Below are 17,786 nucleotides of genomic sequence, written 5' to 3' on the forward strand. Positions count from 1 at the left end.
GAATGAATAGAATCTTTCATGCCCGTATTGCTGTAGGGCAGTTTTTGTTTCTGGCTCTGATAAGTGGTCTTGCCATTTATATGTTGTGGGATAAATACGTGCTGCCTGCGGCGCTTTTCATGCTTTGGCTGATAGTTGTCATCGAGAAGCTGATTCATACTACCTATACGGTGACTCCGGACGGGAAGCTGAAATTGTATTTCGGCCGCTTCTCGCGCAGCAAGGAGATTCTGCTGAAGGATGTCATTTCCGTGGAGCGTGCCTCTTCCATGCAGATAGGACGGTTTGCAGTAATGCGCTACGTACTGGTGAAGTATGGAGCGGGTAAGTGCGAGGTATTGTTTCCGGTCAAAGAGGAGGAATTCATCCGGTTGATGGAGGAACGGAGAGGATGAGCAATATGGTGTGCCCACGTATGTGATTCCGTTTTAATCTGCCGTTATCGGTTTCATGGTAATGTCTCCTGTGTAGCTTTCCGGAGTTGTTTGTATGAACTTTCCCTTTATCTGTTTTTCCGTTTTTGTATATTCACCTACGAATGTCAGCGTATAGGTAGCTACAAGCTTGCTGTAGTGTAGTGTTCCTTTTATGATGAGCCGACAGTGAGGTGGTATGCTGATGGTGGAAGTACTGCTGTTTGGACCTTTGGCTTTTGTTGTTTCGCTGCCATATTTTATTGTTGTCCCGCTTAACGATAGTTCATCTCCAAACATGTAAGGGGCATTGACGAATATGTCTTCTTCCCCCATCCATGCAAATGCTCCGGGGTCGTTGCTTTGGAAGGTGGTTTCCTGCCATGTGTCTTCAAAGGGGGAGTTTGTGGTGGTAATACTGCTGTTCAAATTGTTTTCCATGATGAAAGGCAGGAGTTCTACATCATAGGTACTGAATCCATCCCCTTCTTCTTCAAAAGAGTATTGAATATCTTTGAACAGATATTTTTCAGCATCTTTAATTTCGTCTTTATCATAACAGCCGGTCGTGCAGACAATCAATATGGCGGACAATACGAGGTGGAATAGTTTCTGTTGTCTCATAGCCTTTACTTTTTTGTGAGGATGTACGTACAAAGATAAGTTTATTTTTTTGAAACTATTCATAGTGAGCACTTTATTTTCCTGATAATTTAGTCTTTCTGTAAATGCAGGTAATCTTTGAATCATAAATAAAGCTTAATTTTAGCTCTTCTGTTTGCAGTTTTTCGGATATGGCAGCGTCCATTATGTAAAAAAGAAACGAACATGAATTTGAATTGTGCCATTTTACATGCAGACCCGGAGATTGCCGGAAGGTTGGAAGAGTATATCGACAAGGTTCCTTTTCTCTCTTTGCACGGAAAGTACGGCAATCCTCTTGAAGCGCTGAAGGATTATTATGAGACAAAAGTGGAAGTTTATTTTGTCGGCATCTATCCGGTGGAAGAAGGTGAAATCAACGGAATGGATTTTTGCAGGCTCTTGTCCTCGTCCACTCGTGTCATTTTCATTACAGATACCGACAAGTATGCTGCCGAGTGTTTCCGCCTGGATGCGTTGGACTATCTGATGGACGGGCTCAATTTCTCCACGTTTTTCCAGTCTGTCAGCAAGGCGGCACGCTGGTTCTCTTTGCAAGATGCAGGTACGTCCGACTCCAAGCACAGGCAAGGTCTGGAAGAGACTCCGAAGGTGATTTACATGCGGTGTGACAACCGCATCATGCGGCTCGACCTGGAGCGGATAAACTACATAGAGGGTTTGGGGGATTACGTCAAGATTTTCTGCAAGGGTGCCTCCAAACCTGTCTTGAGCCTATGCAGTATGAAGTACATGGAGGAAAAACTTCCGGCGGACGAATTTATCCGCGTGCACCGTTCTTTTATTGTCCGCATGGACTGCATCAGCGCCATCGGGCGCAGCACACTGCTCATCGAGCAGAAGGATGTCCCCATTGGCGATGCTTACCGCGAAAGGGTAAAAGGGTATGTGTCCAGGCTGGCAGTGTTGTAATACCCCGTTTTCAGATACTATATACTTTGTTTGTTGGATCTATAGTTCCAGCGTGCTGCATCTATATATGCAACGCGTTGCATATATAGATCCAACAAATGATAATCATTCGGTGTAAAATCCGTGTAATCTGTGGTGAACCGGAACCTTGTATTACTTTAGTTTTGCTCTCGAAATTCTTTCCCCGAACGTCAAGTTCAGATTCAGACTGAACCGGCTTTCCTGCATCAGATTGCTGCGTGAGTTCAGTTGTTTCCGCCACGTGGCGCCTAGCGAGAGATAGGAGTACCGGATGGGGAAGCTCGCCCCTACGCTGGCTTCCAGATACTGCATCTTCCCGCCTTTCAGATTGATATAGGAGTTGCCGAAACCTATTCCGCCCATCAGCTCGGTGGAACGTGCCAGGCGTGGCTTGGTAATGTAGCTGCCGCCTATGTTCACTTTGTGCTGGTTCTCGTATTTCATGGAGGTATAGGAAGAGGAGTTGCGGCTCCAGTCCAGGTAGTTGTAGTCGGCGGTCAGCACCCAGCGTTCGGTGGCCATGCTGAGGCCGGTGCCGAGGTGCATGGGCAGATATTGTGTACGGCTGTGGTATCCTTTATCGAGGTTCTCGCTGGTAGATGAGTTGCTGTAGGTCAGTGTATTGTCGTGGCTGATGGGAAGGGAGGGAGCAAATACCAGCCCTGCCGCCCACTTCCGTTGTCCGGGCGCACCCCATTCGTAATGTATGCCGAAGTCCGCATAAAAGGCCCGTTTGGAGGATTCGTACTTTACGACGGCGCTTTCCTGCGTTTCGCTCTGTGTCACTGTGCCCACTATCATCCCCAGGTTGATGCCGACCGACAGTTGTCTGCTCAGTGCAAAGGCATTGGTGACGTAGCACCGGTATAGTCCGCCCGTACCCTCAAAGAGCGAGTAGGTGTAGTTGCCGGGCATTCCCTCTATCTCTTCTTCGGTCTGGATGACGTAGCCCACACTGCTGTATGGCGCTGCACCTACAAGGGCATACCAGCGCGGCAGGATGCGGAAGCCCATGCTGATGCGGTTGGGATTGCCGGTGAAGTTGGAACTGTGTTCGCTTAGGAAGGAATAACGGGCATACGAGGCCGACGCACCCACATCGAACGTGAAGCAGGCGGTGTCCATGCGGGTGATGGCTGCGGGATTCAGCGTGTTCAGAAATCCGGTACGGTTTAGGGCGATGCCGACGTTGCCCATGCCGGCATAACGTCCGCCGTCACCGGCACTCAGTTCGCCCACTCCGTACATGGAGGTGGGCAGGTTGGTGGTGTTTTGTGCCATGACGGTGAGGCTTGCCGTACACAGACTGCACAGCAGAAGGGGAATCCGGTGATGGTATTTCATTGCTCGTTGTATATTTTGAATCTTACGTCTAATCTGCATTGGTTTTCTTGTTCGGGGTCGTTGGTGAAGATTACCTGGTTGAAGGTGGTGGTGCTTTCTTCGTCTGTCAGGCTCATCAGCAGTTTCTGCCGCTTGATGCCCGAAGTGCCGTAGTTGTTGCGGATGAATTCGGTGAGGTCGAAGGAGTAGTAGGTCTCTTTCCCGTACATCTCGTCGATGGTCAGGTTACCGGTCTGTACGGTTACGCCGTCGCTACCGTATACGTAGTCCTCCAGCACATTGTTCTCGTCCGTGATATAAAGGCGGATGTCATTGGGAAGCTGGCTCACTTCGTTGTAGCTCCGGGCCAACGGATAGAGGTAGAGTGTGGCGCTCTCTATGGAGACTATCTGTCCGGCACTTCCGAGGCTGTTGAGGTAGGGGAATTCCAGTTGGTTGTAGTAACCCGTCAATCCCTGCATATAGGCCAGGCAACCCATGTCGCTGGAGTGGACGAGGTTCTCTATTCCGCTTTTCAGGGAAGCAAGGTGGGTGCCGGTGGGGTCGTGCCGGATACCGGTATAGGCATAGTCAGTGTTTACGCTGAAAGTCAGCACTTGTCCGGTCCGCTGGTTGGAGACTTCCTGATAGTGGAGGTTGATGCTCATGGCAGAGTCGTTCACCATGAATCCGGTGATACACTGCCCGTCGTTTTCGGGAACAAAGGCCAGTCCGGGGAATTTCTTCTTGAACTTGTCTTGGGTATCGAAGTAGTCGTCCTGGGCCACGAGGTCATTCAGCAGTTGTTGTCCCCATGAGTCGGGCAGGCGGACGCTTACTTCCTTCTTCCGCCCCGGGCAGGGGGTGAAGGTAAAGCTGAAGAGCGGGGCATCTTCCGTCGGGAGTACGGTGCTGTTGTAAAGGTCCTCGTCGTTGTCCAGCACGATGGGGTTTTTCAGCCGGTAGATGGAGATGCGCTGTTGCGTCAGGGTATCTCCCCAGAAATGGCCCGAAGGTATCATTCGCAGTACGAGGGAGTCGAGGGTATAGGTATAGTCTGTGTTAGGGGTGAAGTCGGACGTGGAGTATTCGGCATAGTAGGTGGCGGATACTTCTCCCCAAGAGCTGCTCCGGTAATGTCCCAGCTGGCAGATGCTGTCGCCCCGGGTTTCTATGGAGTCCAGCAGGATGGTGCTGATGTCTACCGAGCAGGTGTCTGCGTATACATTATAGAAGGAGCTTTCCACGAGGCTCTTTCCAAGCTGCGAGTTCTCGTCCTGGCAGGCGCAGAGGATAGCGAGGACTGCGAATAAGCTGTACAATGATTTCTTCATTTCTGTTCTTTTAGTTGGCGGCAAAGGAAGGGCAAAACTTTTATATCTTCCTACAAAAATCGGCATTCGGGCGGTTTTTATCGGTAAAGGCGTTTAACGGGAATTTCGGACTGTTCGTCGGTTATTTTTGCCGGTGTGGTTGCGGCGGTTTACTTTTGCGGGCAGAACTTCCGCCCTTCTGAAAGAGGAGGGGAATAGTTTCGGCATCCCGATACTAAAACTATTCTCCTTCCTCTTCAGGGGAACGAGGGGTATGAAAAATTAATCTTTAAAACAATAAACAATGAACAGACTATTGGTAGGAATAATGTTGCTGGCCATCGTGTGCATTGCCGGCAGTTGTACGGACGAGGATGAATACACTCAGGGGCAGTGGATGAAGAAAGCCAGCTATAACGGTGTGTACCGCGCTTATGCCTCCGGCTTCACCATCGGCAATTATGGATATTTGTGTGGCGGCTTCTACGGAGCGAACAAGGATTACCTGAACGACCTTTGGGAGTATGACATGAGCCGGAACAGCTGGACGCAGTGTGCCGACATGCCCGTTGCCGGGCGCAAGGCTGCTGTGGGCTTTGCCGTGAATGGCAAGGGATACATTACGACCGGTTCCGTGAAGGACGGCTCCTCGTCCTACTGTGTAGCAGATACCTGGGAGTATGACCCTGCCACGGATACCTGGACACGGAAAGACGACTTCAAAGGCGGAGTACGCGACGGTGCCCTGGCTTTCAGTATAGGCGGATATGGCTATGTCGGTACGGGCTGCAACAGCGACGCCACCGGCAGCGAGAGTGCCTACAAGATGGACTTCTACCGTTTCAACCCCAATGGCGCCGAAGGTTCGCAATGGGAAGCGGTGAGCGGGTATGGAGGCGAGAAGCGCTACTTCGGTACGGCATTCGTCATCGATGAGGTGGCCTACATCTGTTGCGGGCGAAACAACAATACTGACCTGGTGGATTTCTGGAAGTTCGACGGAAGCAACTGGACCCAGTTGCGTGACATTGCCGATACGGACTCCGACAATGACTATGACGATGACTACGCCATCACACGGTCCGAAGCCGTATCCTTCGTCATCGGTGGAAGGGGATTTGTGGCTACGGGAATACGTAACAGCACTTCCCTGAGCAGCGACTACTGGCTGTACGACCCTGACAAGGACTTATGGTACGGCGATTCCGATGACGACTTTACCCCCATTACAGATGTACATAATTATCCTTCCGGTGCTTCTTCGCGCAGGGCTGCCGTTGGTTTCTCTACCGGCGAACGTGGTTTTGTGCTGACGGGAACAAGTGGTACCAGCTACTTTGATGATGTGTACGAACTTCTGCCCGATGAGGAAGAGGAAGTCTGATTCGCCCCATAACTGAACGGAACTTATGAAGCTGATGTTTATGATGATAAAGATAGGTGTACCGGCTGTGATGGCGGTATGCCTTTCTTGCTGTTCGGGTCATACTGCCGGCGGTGGCAATGAGTTGAAATGCCGGGTGATGGAGGTGGAAGGCGGTTACGGCTACGTGGTGCTGCATGGAGCCGATACCCTGATATATCAACCTTTTATACCTGCTTTGAGCGGTCGCCTGCCATTTGCAACAAAGGTGGAAGCGCTGGCGGCCGGTCGGTTGGTATGCCGCAAGCTTGCCGATGGGCAAGCTCCGGCATTGAGCAGGGAGGAGGTGGAGTCTTGTCTGACAGACACCGGACTCTAATCTTCTAAAGAATCCTTTACTTCGTGATGTATTTCCGAGCAGTCATAAGGGTATCTCTGCATGAATTTACCCTTGAGTACCTTCTTTGTATCGCTACCGGGACGTGAAAGAGTGGCGGTGAATGTCACTTGAAGCCGTTTGTAGTAGATGGTTGAAGTGTATATGTTCCATTTCATGCCCACTATATCCATTTCAAAATGTTTATATCTCAATTCGTCTTCTTTGTAGTACTTGCCTTGGGCAAGGAAGAATAGCTGTTGTTGCCCCATCACCACCTTTCCGTCTTCTATACGGTCGGGCAGGTAGATGCTGCGTTTCTTCGGGTCTATCCAGTTGAAGACATCGTTGGAGTGGTCGTTGAGCAAGAATGCGTATTCTGTCCATTTGTTGATGAACGGATAATGGTCATGCTTTCCGGTTGTGTTGCCCATAGTTTCATCTTTATAGGTACTCTTGTCGGGTTCCGTCCCGGCTTCTTCCACCCCGTCATTATTTCCCACGCTGTATTCAATGGATTCTATCTGATAGAAATTTTCGCATGGCGCTTGCCGTATGGTGATTTGTTCTTTGTAGAAGCCCGTCTTTATCTCAAGGTTGAGGATAAGCCCGCGTTCTTCTCCGTCGAAATTATCTTCAGTCTTTAGTGTGAGCCGGGTTTCGTTCTCGCGGGTGAGGTCAAACCAGCGGAAGTGAAGGCTTCCCAAGCCTTCCAACTGTAAGGGGCGGTTGTTGGTGTCTACCATTGTGGTTCCGCCAAGGGTGGTGATGGAGGCAATGCGCCAGTCACTACGTGTCAGGTCTATCTGCAGGGTAGAGGCATCTCCATCCAGAGTAGTTTCCTGCATGGGCGAGAGGCGAAGGTCATCGTCGTTGCTACAAGCTGTCAAGCCGCAAAGAAAAAGAGCGAACAGAAGGATGGGTTGGAATAAGTCAGTCGTTTTCATGTTGGTTATTATTTGATTTATGTCCATTGGACGTGGCATTCTTTGTAAATGCTGCACGACAAAGATAATTATTTCCTCTTTACGGTGTATTCTCCGAAAGAAAGAAGTACTCTTTTTTGCCGGATAATACGGGTTTTATTAACTTGCGCACAAATTAACCACTAATCACTAACCATTAATCATTGATTCCATGAAATACCAAGTTGCTATTATCGGTGGAGGTCCTGCGGGATATACTGCTGCCGAAGCTGCCGGAAAAGCAGGATTGAGTGTCGTACTATTTGAGAAGCAGAGTCTCGGTGGAGTGTGCCTGAATGAAGGGTGTATCCCTACCAAGACCTTGTTGTATTCGGCCAAGACCTATGACGGAGCCCGCCATGCTTCGAAGTATGCGGTCAGTGTGCCCGAAGTATCGTTTGATTTGCCCAAGATTATTGCCCGCAAGCAGAAGGTAGTGCGCAAGCTGGTATTGGGAATCAAAGGAAAGCTGACTGCCCATGGTGTGACGATTGTCAGCGGAGAGGCCACAGTGACGGACAAGAATCATGTGGAGTGCGGCGGAGAAACCTACGAATGCGAGAACCTGCTGCTCTGCACCGGTTCCGAAACCTTTGTCCCTGCCATTCCCGGCATAGACAAGGTGCCTTACTGGACCCATCGTGACGCGCTGGACAACAAGGAACTGCCCGCTTCGCTTGCCATCATCGGCGGCGGTGTCATCGGTATGGAGTTCGCTTCTTTCTTCAACAGCCTGGGAGTGCAGGTAACCGTCGTCGAGATGCTGGACGAGATACTGGGAGGCGGTATGGACCGAGAGCTGGCGGGTATGCTCCGTGCAGAGTACGCCAAGCGGGGAATCAAGTTCATGCTGAGTGCAAAAGTAGTGTCTGTCATGCCGGATACTGCCGAAGCTTCTTCCCTTATCCAGGTGAATTATGAAACAGCCGACGGTCCCGGTTCCGTCGTTGCCGAACGGCTTCTGATGAGTGTCGGGCGCCGTCCGGTAATGAAAGGCTTCGGATTGGAGAATCTGGGCTTGGAAAGAACGGAGCGCGGAAATGTCTTTGTCAACGGACAGATGCAGACTTCAGTTCCCGGAGTATATGCTTGCGGCGACTTGACGGGATATTCCTTGCTGGCGCATACAGCCGTCCGCGAGGCAGAAGTAGCCATACATTCCATCATTGGCAAGAAGGATGCCATGAGCTACCGTGCCATCCCCGGCGTGGTATATACCAATCCCGAAATAGCCGGTGTGGGCGAGACAGAAGAATCCCTGCAGAAGAGAGGCGTTGCCTATCGTGCCGTGAAGCTGCCGATGGCGTACAGTGGTCGCTTTGTAGCAGAGAATGAAGGAGTGAATGGCGTCTGCAAGTTACTGTTGGGCAGTGACGATACCGTATTGGGGGCACATGTCTTGGGTAATCCCGCTTCGGAAATCATCACGCTGGCAGGCATGGCTATTGAACTGAAACTTACTGCCGATGAATGGAAGAAGATTGTCTTTCCGCACCCCACGGTGGGAGAGATATTCAAGGAGGCATTGTAGAACCCATGACTATTGTTTCATATAAACATAAAAGATGAAAACCGTAAAGCTAATCACCTGCGACGATGCCTTTCAGGCACATGTTATTCAGGGTGCCTTGAAGAATGAGGGCATTGCGTCTGTTTTGCATAATGAAAACATGTCTTCCGTGATGCGCGGATATGTCCGTGATGTCACGGGAGTGGATATATTTGTCTATGAGGACGAATATGACAATGCCCTCCGTCTGCTTGAACGGAACCAGATGATTCCGGAACAGTTGAGGTACTGCCCCCATTGCGGTTCGGATGAGATTAAGTTTGTGCTGAAGAAGAGCCATCGGGTGCGTGCTGTGGTGGCTGCTGTTATTGCGGCATTGTCGGCCGCACCTCCGGGCACTGAGCATTGGGAGTATGTATGCAGGAAGTGCGGCACTCATTTTGAGAAGCCGGTGTCGAAAGGAACAGTTGAAGAATAATCAGGTGTTTATTCTTTTAACCGCTTTTTAATCCAGTTCCGGTTTTTACGTCCCAATCGGCTTTCCGCAAAATCCAGGAAAGCCGATGTGTCTGTTATATGGGCTTGGATGACACCTGCCAGAAAGTTGAAGAAAGGTTCTTCACCCACCCGGACAAGTAGGTCGGCGAGTAGTACTGACCCTTTCCTATAGAGGGCAAGATGCGCTTCGCGGTCGTTGCGGTCAATACCCCAGATAGGACGGATATGGCGTGTTTCCTTACGGTAGGCGTCGATGTAAGCGGCATAGGCTTTTTCGCCGCGGGCGTGGCGTATGTATTGCAAAGCACTGAATTCGGCAAAAGATTCGTTCAGCCAGTCGTGCCAAGATTCCACCGGAGCCTTGTTCCACCAGAAGTGGCCGATTTCGTGGGCGGTGTTCTTGAGTACATATTCATTGAATGTTCGGGAACTGAGCATAATGAAATTTTTACGGCTGTACCCTCCTGAGGTGCCGGAAGCTGAAAGCAGGAATTTCATGTAAATATCCTCATCTCCCGCAATTTTATAAAGGCGTCGGAAGAATTTCAAGGCATTGTGGCAACATTGAAGTGCCGAGTCTGCACCGGCATCCGGGAAGTCTGTATAGATAAGTTCAATGGTAGTTCCGTTATCATTGATGCGGCGGCTTTTCAGCATGGGTGAAGCCAGGATAACATTGTCGAAATTCTCCCAAGGTTGCTCCATTTCCCACATCCCTTCTTCTGTATGGGAAATAATACCTGAGCCGCTCACCGTATAACCGTCAGTGATGCCGATTCGTAAGTGCGAATAATCTGCCCGGTTACCGTTGCAGACAGGATACCATCCCGTATAGTAACCAAGTTCAATCCAATGGTCATTGAATGATTTTGCAGGGCCCTGCACTTCCTGCATGTAGAGTGTGTAACGGGTATTTATGCGGCAGCGGTCATCGGCTCCTGCCGGCCGGTAGAGGGTCAAGGTCCGTCCGTCGGGAATGAATTGGGCAGGTGCCGGGGCAAGCGTATCGAAACGGTAGGTTATTTCCCGGTTGCTGTGGCGTAGTGTGTCGATACGGGCATGGCGCCATAGTACCAACGAGATTGAGTCACTGTCCTGGAAATCGATTTCAAACGAACCGCCTACTTCGACCTGTCGGTTCGGTACATCAATCTGTACGGTTAAGTCATAACTGACAATGCGCGGAGATTCTTGTGCCCGAAGCATGGGGAAGAAAAGGAGGCATATTGTAAAGCTGGCAATTGCAAGTTGTAGTTTCATGATACATCAATTTTAAAGTGATAGTAACTGGGAGATTTTGCCTATGTAAAAGTAGTATTTTTAAAGGAATATAAGATGGCTGGCTGGATATAATTTATGAAAAGACTACCTGGTTGTTGTTCATTTGTAAGATTGTCGTACTTTTGCCTTTAAAGATAAATATATTTATGAAAAGGATATTGTTGCTGTTAATTTTATCCGTCTGCCTGCTCCCATTATGGCCCCAAGAGACGGTAACTCCGGTGAAGCCGCTCTCTGCGCGGATTGATGCGTTGATAGAACACAAACTTTCCGCAGGCTCTAATGTGGCCATTTCGGTCTATGACCTGACTGTCGGCAAACCCTTGTACGGCTACCAAGCGGACAAGCTTTCCCGTCCCGCTTCTACCATGAAGCTGCTGACTACCATTACCGCCCTTTCCCGTCCCGAAGCCGACGAGCCGTTCCGTACGGAAGTGTGGTATCAGGGAACCATTGAGCGCGATACCTTGCAGGGAGATATGTACGTGATAGGCGGTTACGACCCGGAGTTTGATGAAGAGGCGTTGGATTCCCTGGTGGCTGCCGTGGCCCGTTTCCCCTTCTCCGTCATCAAAGGCAAGGTGTATGGAGATGTCTCCATGAAAGACTCCTTGTACTGGGGCAGCGGTTGGTTGTGGGATGACACCCCTTATTCTTTCCAGCCCTACCTCTCACCGCTGATGCTGAATAAAGGAGTGGTAAAGGTTACCGCTACACCCGGCGAACGGGGCGACAGCGCACGCCTTGAATGCACTCCCGTCTCTTCCTATTATACACTGACGAACAAGACCCGAAGCCGTACTCCTTCTGCCGGACGTTTCCGTGTGTCGCGCGACTGGCTGGTGAACGGGAACAACATCACCGTGACGGGCAACGTCGATGCCCGCCGTGCAGGTACGGTCAATATCTTTTCTTCGCAGGACTTCTTTATGCATACCTTTATGGAACGGTTGCAGGCACGAGGCATCCGGTGCATTCCGGCGGTAGATGCGGAAGTCTCTTACCTCTTCGGCGAGTTCAGGCAAGACAGCCTTTCCGTGCGGATGGCTTCCTATGAAACTTCCGTGCAGGATGTGGTGAAACAGATAATGAAGGAGAGCGATAATCTCAATGCTGAAGCCATGCTCTGCCGGTTGGGTGTGCAGAGCAGCGGAAAGAAGCGTGTCTCTGCCGAGGACGGGCTTTCCGCCATCCGCATGCTGATAAAAGAGATGGGATATAACCCCGATAGGTATAATCTGGCAGATGGTTGCGGCCTTTCCAATTACAACTACATTTCACCGGAACTCTTGGTTTCTTTCCTGCGATATGCCTACTCGCGTACGGATGTTTTCCAGAAACTGTATAAGGCTCTGCCCATCGGTGGAGTGGACGGCACGCTGGAATTCCGCATGAAGAAAGGTACCCTTTCCCACAGAAATGTACATGCCAAGACGGGTTCCTTTACCGCCATCAACTGCCTGGCCGGCTACCTTAAAGCCCGCAACGGACACGAAATAGCCTTTGCCATCATGAACCAGAATGCACTGTCGGGCAGAGAAGCACGCGCTTTCCAGGATGCAGTGTGTGATGAAGTGATACGTTGAGGTTTAGTTATCGTAAAGTTGACCTTTAGCGTCGTAAAGTTAAGGTTTGGCTTCCTAATGCAGACCTTTACGGAGTGAGCCCCAAGAGTAGGGGAAATCACTCCTCTTTCGTATTGCGGTAACGTGCCGGAGACATGCCCAGATAAGACTTCACGTACTTCCCGAAGAAAGACTGGTTGGGGAAATCGAACTCCTCTGCAATCTCTTTGATGGACTTGTCCGAGTGCTTCAGCCGGTACTTGATGTGTTCAATGGCATTCTCGTTTATCAAGTCCAGCGGTGTACGTCCGCACGCCTGCTTGATGACCTTCGAAAAGTGTTTGGGACTATAGCAGAGTGCATCGGCATAATATCCTACAGAACGGTGTATGCCGTTGTCTTTGGACAACATCTCTATAAATTTACACAGGATATAGTCGGACTGTTTGATGCTTTCTTTTGTATCGGCTGTCATTGCTGAAGGGTTCACTTCTTTGTTGAGGTGTCCCAACATCTCACAGAAAATGGCAGAAAACAAGTGTTGCATCACTTCCCTATGATAGGGATGAGGCTCGTCGTTTATCTTTGCCATAAGCAGTTCCCGGTAGAATTTGAAGATTTCCTTGTCTCCTTCCTCCCCGACAGATTTTATGGGATTGTTGTGGATATGCATAACGGTATTCCATGTATCCTTCTCCATCTTGACCACGCGTTGTAGGAACTGTGTGGAGAATGCGGCAAGCCTTATCTTGTGCTTTGGGCTTACCATCGCGTGGCTGATAATGGTATTGGGAAGGCCGAGCAGTAAGTCGCCTGCTTCCAGTTGGTAGGTTTTGTAGTTGACGTCCAACTGGATACAGCCTTCTAGACAGATAGCGATAAGGAAGCATCCTAATCTTATTGTATCTTCATTGTAGGGGCTTCCCTCCAGACTGTTGATTATGACAAAGTCATTGTCTACATAGTCAAGGACATGTTCGCTGTTCTTAAAGTCCGCGATTTCTACGATTTTTATGTTCCCTTTCTCCATATTCTTCCTTTTTCGTTTTGCAAAGTTGGTGAATAATGGGAAATATGGAATGTTCCATTATGCGGCTTTCTTGTTCTATATGTCATTTATAGACAATTCATTAGCCTTAAAAAAGATGAATGTCGAAAAAGGGACATCCTTGGAGTGTAATTGGTCATTATGGCGTTGTTCCTTTCTCCTACTTTTGCCACCAGTTTTAACAAAAATACAATGAGAAAGAGTATGATTACATTAAACAGGAAATGGATACGGCTGATAGGGATTGTCGGTTGTACAATGTGTTTGGCATCTTGCAAGCAGGCAACGGATGCTTCCGGAATGAAACCTTCTTACGCTACCATGAAAGTGGAGGCGACAGACAAAGAGCTTTCCACTTCGTATTCGGCAACGATACGCGGACGGCAGGACATAGATATCTATCCGCAAGTGTCGGGTACCATTGAGAAGCTTTGTGTGACTGAGGGGCAGAAGGTGCGCCGCGGACAGTCGCTTTTCATTATCGACCAAGTGCCCTACAAGGCTGCCCTCAAAACGGCCGTGGCCAATGTGGAGGCTGCACGCGCTGCACTGGCTACTGCTGCACTGACTTACAATAGCAACAAGGAACTGTATGCGCAGAAAGTGGTTTCGGAATTTAGTCTGAAGACTGCCGAGAACGCCTATCTTACCGCCAAGGCACAGCTCTCGCAGGCCGAAGCCCAGGAGATAAGTGCGCGCAACAACCTCTCCTATACGGAAGTGAAGAGTCCCAGCGACGGTGTGGTGGGGGCATTGCCCTACCGTGCAGGAGCATTGGTCAGCCCCAGCCTGCCGCAGCCGTTGACAACGGTCAGTGACAACAGCGACATGTACGTTTACTTTTCCATGACCGAAAACCAGTTGCTTGCCCTGACCCGCCAATACGGAAGCATGGACGAGGCGTTGAAGAACATGCCTCAAGCGGAACTGAGACTGAACGACAATTCCGTCTATGACAAGAAAGGAACCATCGAGTCCATCAGTGGCGTCATTGACCGTCAGACGGGTACGGTAGTGGCACGTGTGGTATTTTCCAATGAATCGCGCCTGCTCCACAGTGGGGCGTCGGGCACGGTGGTGGTGCCTACCACTTATAAGAACTGTATTGTGATTCCGCAAGAGGCCACCGTGCAGTTGCAGGACAAGACAGTGGTATATAAGGTAGTGGATGGCAAGGCCGTTTCTGCCTTGATTACCGTGGCCGGAATAAATGACGGACGCGAATACGTAGTGCTGGACGGACTGGAAGTCGGCGACGAGATTGTTTCCACTGGTGCCGGACTGCTGCGCGAAGGGACACAGGTGAAATAATGAACTGCTATTTATCAACTATCAATGACCCATTAAGATGAAAGGAAATATATTTATAAAGCGGCCGGTGATGGCTATCTCCATCTCCGTACTGATTCTGGTGATAGGGCTTATCTCGCTCTTTACGCTGCCGGTGGAACAGTATCCTGATATTGCACCTCCCACGGTGTACGTCAGTGCCAACTACACCGGTGCCGACGCCGAAGCCGTATTGAACAGTGTCATCATGCCGTTGGAAGAGAGTATCAACGGTGTGGAGAACATGATGTACATCAGCTCTACCGCCACCAATGCCGGTTCTGCCACCATACAGGTCTACTTCAAGCAGGGCACGGACCCCGACATGGCTGCGGTGAACGTACAGAACCGCGTATCCAAGGCGCAGGGACTGCTGCCTGCCGAAGTGACGAAAATCGGTGTGACTACCCAGAAGCGCCAGACCAGCTTCCTGCAAATCGGTGCTTTGGTAAGCACCGACGGACGCTACGACCAGACTTTCCTAGCCAATTACCTCGATATCAACGTGATTCCGCAGATTAAGCGTATCGAAGGTGTGGGTGATGTAATGGAGCTGGGCGATACATACAGCATGCGTATCTGGCTGAAACCGGAACGGATGGCGCAGTATGGACTGGTTCCTTCGGATGTGACCGCCGTATTGGGCGAGCAGAACATCGAAGCGCCTACCGGTTCGCTGGGCGAGAATTCAAAGAACGTGTTCCAGTTTACGATGAAGTATCGCGGACGCCTGAAGAGTGTGGAGGAATTCCAGAACACGGTGGTACGCTCGCAGAGTGACGGTTCCGTGCTCCGTCTGAAGGACGTGGCGGATGTGGAGCTGGGTACGCTGACCTATAGTTTCCGCAGTGAGATGGACAGCAAGCCGGCGGTACTTTTCATGATGTTCCAGACGGCAGGCTCCAACGCAACCGCTGTCAACAAGCAGATTACCGCACAGATAGACGAGATGAGGAAGAGCCTGCCCGAAGGGACGGAATTTGTGACGATGATGAGTTCCAACGACTTCCTCTTCGCTTCCATACACAATGTGGTGGAGACACTGGTCATTGCCATTATACTGGTAATTCTGGTGGTGTATTTCTTCCTGCAGGACTTCAAGAGTACGCTTATACCCTCCATTTCCATTATCGTGTCGCTGGTCGGTACGTTTGCCTGCCTGGTGGCTGCGGGGTTCAGTCTCAATATCCTGACGCTGTTTGCACTGGTGCTTGCCATCGGTACGGTGGTGGACGATGCCATCGTGGTGGTGGAGGCGGTGCAGTCCAAGTTCGACGCCGGATATAAGTCTCCCTACCTTGCCACGAAGGATGCGATGGGCGATGTGACGATGGCTATCATCTCTTGTACCTGCGTGTTCATGGCGGTGTTTATCCCCGTGACGTTTATGGGTGGTACTTCGGGTGTGTTCTATACGCAGTTCGGCATTACGATGGCAACGGCAGTGGGCATCTCCATGATTTCGGCATTGACGCTTTGCCCCGCCTTGTGCGCCATCATGATGCGTCCGTCGGACGGCACGAAGAGTGCGAAGAGCATCAACGGACGGGTGCGCGCGGCATACAATGCTTCGTTCAACGCCGTGCTGGGAAAATATAAGAAAGGTGTGATGTTCTTTATCCACCGCCGCTGGATGGTGTGGACTTCATTGGCGGCTACCGTCGTATTGCTGGTTTACTTGATGAGCACCACCAAGACAGGGCTTGTGCCGCAGGAGGACCAGGGTGTCATCATGGTGAACGTCAGCACCTCACCGGGAAGCACGCTGGAAGAAACTACGAAGGTGATGAACAAGTTGGAGGATATTCTGAAGAGCACACCAGAGATAGAGCACTATGCCAAGGTGGCAGGCTACGGGCTGATGTCCGGTCAGGGAACTTCCTACGGCACCATCATCATCCGTCTGAAGGACTGGGGTGAGCGAAAGGGGAGCGAACACACGTCCGATGCTGTGGTGGCACGCCTCAATGCCCAGTTCTACGGTGTGAAGGAGGCGCAGATATTCAGCTTCCAGCCGGGTATGATTCCGGGCTACGGTATGGGTAACTCCTTAGAGCTGAACCTCCAGGACAGAACGGGCGGTGACATGGCAACGTTCTACGAGGCAGTGATACAGTTCCTGGGTGCGCTGAACCAGCGTCCTGAGGTGGCTATGGCGTATACCTCTTATGCTATGAACTTCCCGCAGGTATCGGTAGATGTAGATGCGGCCAAGTGTAAGCGTGCGGGCATTTCGCCGAGTGTGGTGCTCGACGCGTTGGGCAGTTATTGCGGTGGAGCTTATATCTCCAATTACAACCAGTTCGGTAAGGTATACCGCGTCATGATGCAGGCATCGCCCGAATATCGTCTGGACGAACAGGCACTGGGTAATATGTTTGTGCGCAACGGTACGGAGATGGCTCCGGTCAGCCAGTTTGTGACATTGAATCGGGTGCTTGGTCCGGAGACGGCCAACCGCTTCAATCTGTATAGCGCCATCTCTGCCAACGTGAATCCGGCAGAAGGATATTCGTCCGGTGAAGTGCAGAAAGTGATTGCGGAAGTGGCGGAACAGACATTGCCGCTGGGCTACGGTTACGAGTACGGAGGTATGGCACGTGAGGAAGCCAATACCGGTGGTGCGCAGACTGTCTTTATTTATGCCATCTGTATCTTCCTTATCTATCTCATTCTGGCATGTCTCTACGAGAGCTTCCTGGTGCCGTTTGCGGTCATCTTCTCCGTACCGTTCGGGCTGATGGGTTCGTTCCTCTTTGCCAAAGTCCTTGGCTTGGAGAACAACATCTATTTGCAGACGGGTGTAATTATGTTGATTGGTCTGCTTGCCAAGACAGCTATTCTGATTACGGAGTATGCCATCGAGCGGCGCCGCAAGGGAATGGGCATTGTGGAATCGGCCTACTCGGCCGCCCAGGTCCGCCTGCGTCCTATCCTGATGACGGTGCTGACGATGATATTCGGTATGCTTCCGTTGATGTTCTCGAGAGGTGCGGGTGCCAACGGCAACTCTTCGCTGGGTACGGGTGTAGTAGGCGGTATGCTTGTAGGAACATTGGCATTGCTATTTGTGGTTCCCGTATTCTATATCATCTTTGAGTACTTGCAGGAGAAGGTTCGTCCGCCAATGGAGGAAGAAGCCGATATGCAGGTATTGCTTGAAAAGCAGAAGAGTGAGGCAGAACGGGCGAAAGATTGAGGAAAAT

Annotated in this window: 15 protein-coding genes; 9 read left to right on the forward strand and 6 right to left on the reverse strand. The window is 50.6% G+C overall.

Annotated features, from left to right (window positions below; genetic code table 11):
* Window positions 1-2: 2 nt before the first annotated feature.
* Window positions 3-395 (forward strand): PH domain-containing protein, encoded by a 393-nt coding sequence (locus tag DWY57_RS17870; RefSeq protein ID WP_117599934.1) that lies wholly within the window; start codon window positions 3-5, stop codon window positions 393-395.
* 33 nt (window positions 396-428) lie between these two features.
* Here DWY57_RS17870 and DWY57_RS17875 read toward each other — a convergent pair whose 3' ends face one another.
* A complete protein-coding gene (locus DWY57_RS17875) occupies window positions 429-1,037 on the reverse strand; it encodes a hypothetical protein (RefSeq protein WP_119962198.1) in 609 nt (202 codons plus the stop codon).
* Between the two features lie 204 nt (window positions 1,038-1,241).
* On the opposite strand from DWY57_RS17875, the gene DWY57_RS17880 reads away from it, so the two are divergent.
* Window positions 1,242-1,988 (forward strand): LytTR family DNA-binding domain-containing protein, encoded by a 747-nt coding sequence (locus DWY57_RS17880; RefSeq protein ID WP_119962184.1) that lies wholly within the window; start codon window positions 1,242-1,244, stop codon window positions 1,986-1,988.
* 153 nt (window positions 1,989-2,141) lie between these two features.
* On the opposite strand, the gene DWY57_RS17885 is transcribed toward DWY57_RS17880, so the two are convergent.
* Both DWY57_RS17885 and DWY57_RS17890 read right to left on the reverse strand, forming a co-directional pair.
* A complete protein-coding gene (locus DWY57_RS17885; protein WP_119962185.1) occupies window positions 2,142-3,353 on the reverse strand; it encodes a hypothetical protein in 1,212 nt (403 codons plus the stop codon).
* The gene (locus DWY57_RS17890) at window positions 3,350-4,666 is read right to left on the reverse strand and encodes a DUF4270 family protein (protein WP_119962186.1); all 1,317 of its coding nucleotides are present in this window, start codon (window positions 4,664-4,666) and stop codon (window positions 3,350-3,352) included. Before DWY57_RS17890 ends, DWY57_RS17885 begins: the two co-directional genes overlap by 4 nt.
* Window positions 4,667-4,949: 283 nt before the next feature.
* Here DWY57_RS17890 and DWY57_RS17895 point away from each other — a divergent pair, with 283 nt between their 5' ends.
* Complete coding sequence (locus DWY57_RS17895; RefSeq protein ID WP_057281503.1) at window positions 4,950-6,029, forward strand: kelch repeat-containing protein; 1,080 nt, start codon at window positions 4,950-4,952, stop codon at window positions 6,027-6,029.
* Window positions 6,030-6,054: 25 nt separating this feature from the next.
* On the forward strand, window positions 6,055-6,387 hold the full coding sequence (locus tag DWY57_RS17900; protein WP_016272216.1) for a DUF4907 domain-containing protein: 333 nt from the start codon (window positions 6,055-6,057) through the stop codon (window positions 6,385-6,387).
* On the opposite strand, the gene DWY57_RS17905 is transcribed toward DWY57_RS17900, so the two are convergent.
* Window positions 6,384-7,331 carry a hypothetical protein gene (locus DWY57_RS17905; RefSeq protein WP_119962187.1) on the reverse strand — a complete coding sequence of 316 codons (948 nt, stop codon included), beginning with the start codon at window positions 7,329-7,331 and terminating at the stop codon, window positions 6,384-6,386. The genes DWY57_RS17900 and DWY57_RS17905 overlap by 4 nt on opposite strands.
* Before the next feature lie 190 nt (window positions 7,332-7,521).
* Between DWY57_RS17905 and lpdA the strand changes: the two genes are divergently transcribed.
* Window positions 7,522-8,880, forward strand: coding sequence for a dihydrolipoyl dehydrogenase (gene lpdA / locus DWY57_RS17910; RefSeq protein ID WP_119962188.1), 1,359 nt, complete (start codon window positions 7,522-7,524; stop codon window positions 8,878-8,880).
* Window positions 8,881-8,914: 34 nt separating this feature from the next.
* On the forward strand, window positions 8,915-9,337 hold the full coding sequence (locus DWY57_RS17915) for a DUF2007 domain-containing protein (protein ID WP_119962189.1): 423 nt from the start codon (window positions 8,915-8,917) through the stop codon (window positions 9,335-9,337).
* 8 nt (window positions 9,338-9,345) lie between these two features.
* On the opposite strand, the gene DWY57_RS17920 is transcribed toward DWY57_RS17915, so the two are convergent.
* The gene (locus DWY57_RS17920) at window positions 9,346-10,617 is read right to left on the reverse strand and encodes a M1 family aminopeptidase (RefSeq protein WP_119962190.1); all 1,272 of its coding nucleotides are present in this window, start codon (window positions 10,615-10,617) and stop codon (window positions 9,346-9,348) included.
* A gap of 167 nt (window positions 10,618-10,784) precedes the next feature.
* Here DWY57_RS17920 and dacB point away from each other — a divergent pair, with 167 nt between their 5' ends.
* A complete protein-coding gene (gene dacB, locus DWY57_RS17925) occupies window positions 10,785-12,224 on the forward strand; it encodes a D-alanyl-D-alanine carboxypeptidase/D-alanyl-D-alanine-endopeptidase (RefSeq protein ID WP_117599941.1) in 1,440 nt (479 codons plus the stop codon).
* A gap of 97 nt (window positions 12,225-12,321) precedes the next feature.
* Here dacB and DWY57_RS17930 read toward each other — a convergent pair whose 3' ends face one another.
* On the reverse strand, window positions 12,322-13,233 hold the full coding sequence (locus tag DWY57_RS17930) for a helix-turn-helix domain-containing protein (protein ID WP_119962191.1): 912 nt from the start codon (window positions 13,231-13,233) through the stop codon (window positions 12,322-12,324).
* Window positions 13,234-13,455: 222 nt separating this feature from the next.
* On the opposite strand from DWY57_RS17930, the gene DWY57_RS17940 reads away from it, so the two are divergent.
* Complete coding sequence (locus DWY57_RS17940) at window positions 13,456-14,562, forward strand: efflux RND transporter periplasmic adaptor subunit (protein WP_119962192.1); 1,107 nt, start codon at window positions 13,456-13,458, stop codon at window positions 14,560-14,562.
* A 37-nt stretch (window positions 14,563-14,599) separates the two neighbouring features.
* Window positions 14,600-17,779 carry an efflux RND transporter permease subunit gene (locus DWY57_RS17945; protein ID WP_117599944.1) on the forward strand — a complete coding sequence of 1,060 codons (3,180 nt, stop codon included), beginning with the start codon at window positions 14,600-14,602 and terminating at the stop codon, window positions 17,777-17,779.
* Window positions 17,780-17,786 lie beyond the last annotated feature (7 nt).

Source organism: Bacteroides sp. AF25-5LB (assembly GCF_003602965.1).
GTDB classification, from domain to species: domain Bacteria; phylum Bacteroidota; class Bacteroidia; order Bacteroidales; family Bacteroidaceae; genus Bacteroides; species Bacteroides uniformis.

Excerpts from the sequence above, each read along its gene's own strand:
- DWY57_RS17920 (WP_119962190.1), bottom strand. The coding sequence starts at position 10,617 with ATGAAACTACAACTTGCAATTGCCAGCTTTACAATATGCCTCCTTTTC.
- DWY57_RS17885 (WP_119962185.1), bottom strand. The coding sequence starts at position 3,353 with ATGAAATACCATCACCGGATTCCCCTTCTGCTGTGCAGTCTGTGTACG.
- DWY57_RS17905 (WP_119962187.1), bottom strand. The coding sequence starts at position 7,331 with ATGAAAACGACTGACTTATTCCAACCCATCCTTCTGTTCGCTCTTTTT.
- DWY57_RS17870 (WP_117599934.1), top strand. The coding sequence starts at position 3 with ATGAATAGAATCTTTCATGCCCGTATTGCTGTAGGGCAGTTTTTGTTT.
- DWY57_RS17930 (WP_119962191.1), bottom strand. The coding sequence starts at position 13,233 with ATGGAGAAAGGGAACATAAAAATCGTAGAAATCGCGGACTTTAAGAAC.
- DWY57_RS17945 (WP_117599944.1), top strand. The coding sequence starts at position 14,600 with ATGAAAGGAAATATATTTATAAAGCGGCCGGTGATGGCTATCTCCATC.
- DWY57_RS17875 (WP_119962198.1), bottom strand. The coding sequence starts at position 1,037 with ATGAGACAACAGAAACTATTCCACCTCGTATTGTCCGCCATATTGATT.
- dacB (WP_117599941.1), top strand. The coding sequence starts at position 10,785 with ATGAAAAGGATATTGTTGCTGTTAATTTTATCCGTCTGCCTGCTCCCA.
- DWY57_RS17940 (WP_119962192.1), top strand. The coding sequence starts at position 13,456 with ATGATTACATTAAACAGGAAATGGATACGGCTGATAGGGATTGTCGGT.
- DWY57_RS17900 (WP_016272216.1), top strand. The coding sequence starts at position 6,055 with ATGAAGCTGATGTTTATGATGATAAAGATAGGTGTACCGGCTGTGATG.
- DWY57_RS17915 (WP_119962189.1), top strand. The coding sequence starts at position 8,915 with ATGAAAACCGTAAAGCTAATCACCTGCGACGATGCCTTTCAGGCACAT.
- DWY57_RS17880 (WP_119962184.1), top strand. The coding sequence starts at position 1,242 with ATGAATTTGAATTGTGCCATTTTACATGCAGACCCGGAGATTGCCGGA.
- DWY57_RS17895 (WP_057281503.1), top strand. The coding sequence starts at position 4,950 with ATGAACAGACTATTGGTAGGAATAATGTTGCTGGCCATCGTGTGCATT.
- DWY57_RS17890 (WP_119962186.1), bottom strand. The coding sequence starts at position 4,666 with ATGAAGAAATCATTGTACAGCTTATTCGCAGTCCTCGCTATCCTCTGC.
- lpdA (WP_119962188.1), top strand. The coding sequence starts at position 7,522 with ATGAAATACCAAGTTGCTATTATCGGTGGAGGTCCTGCGGGATATACT.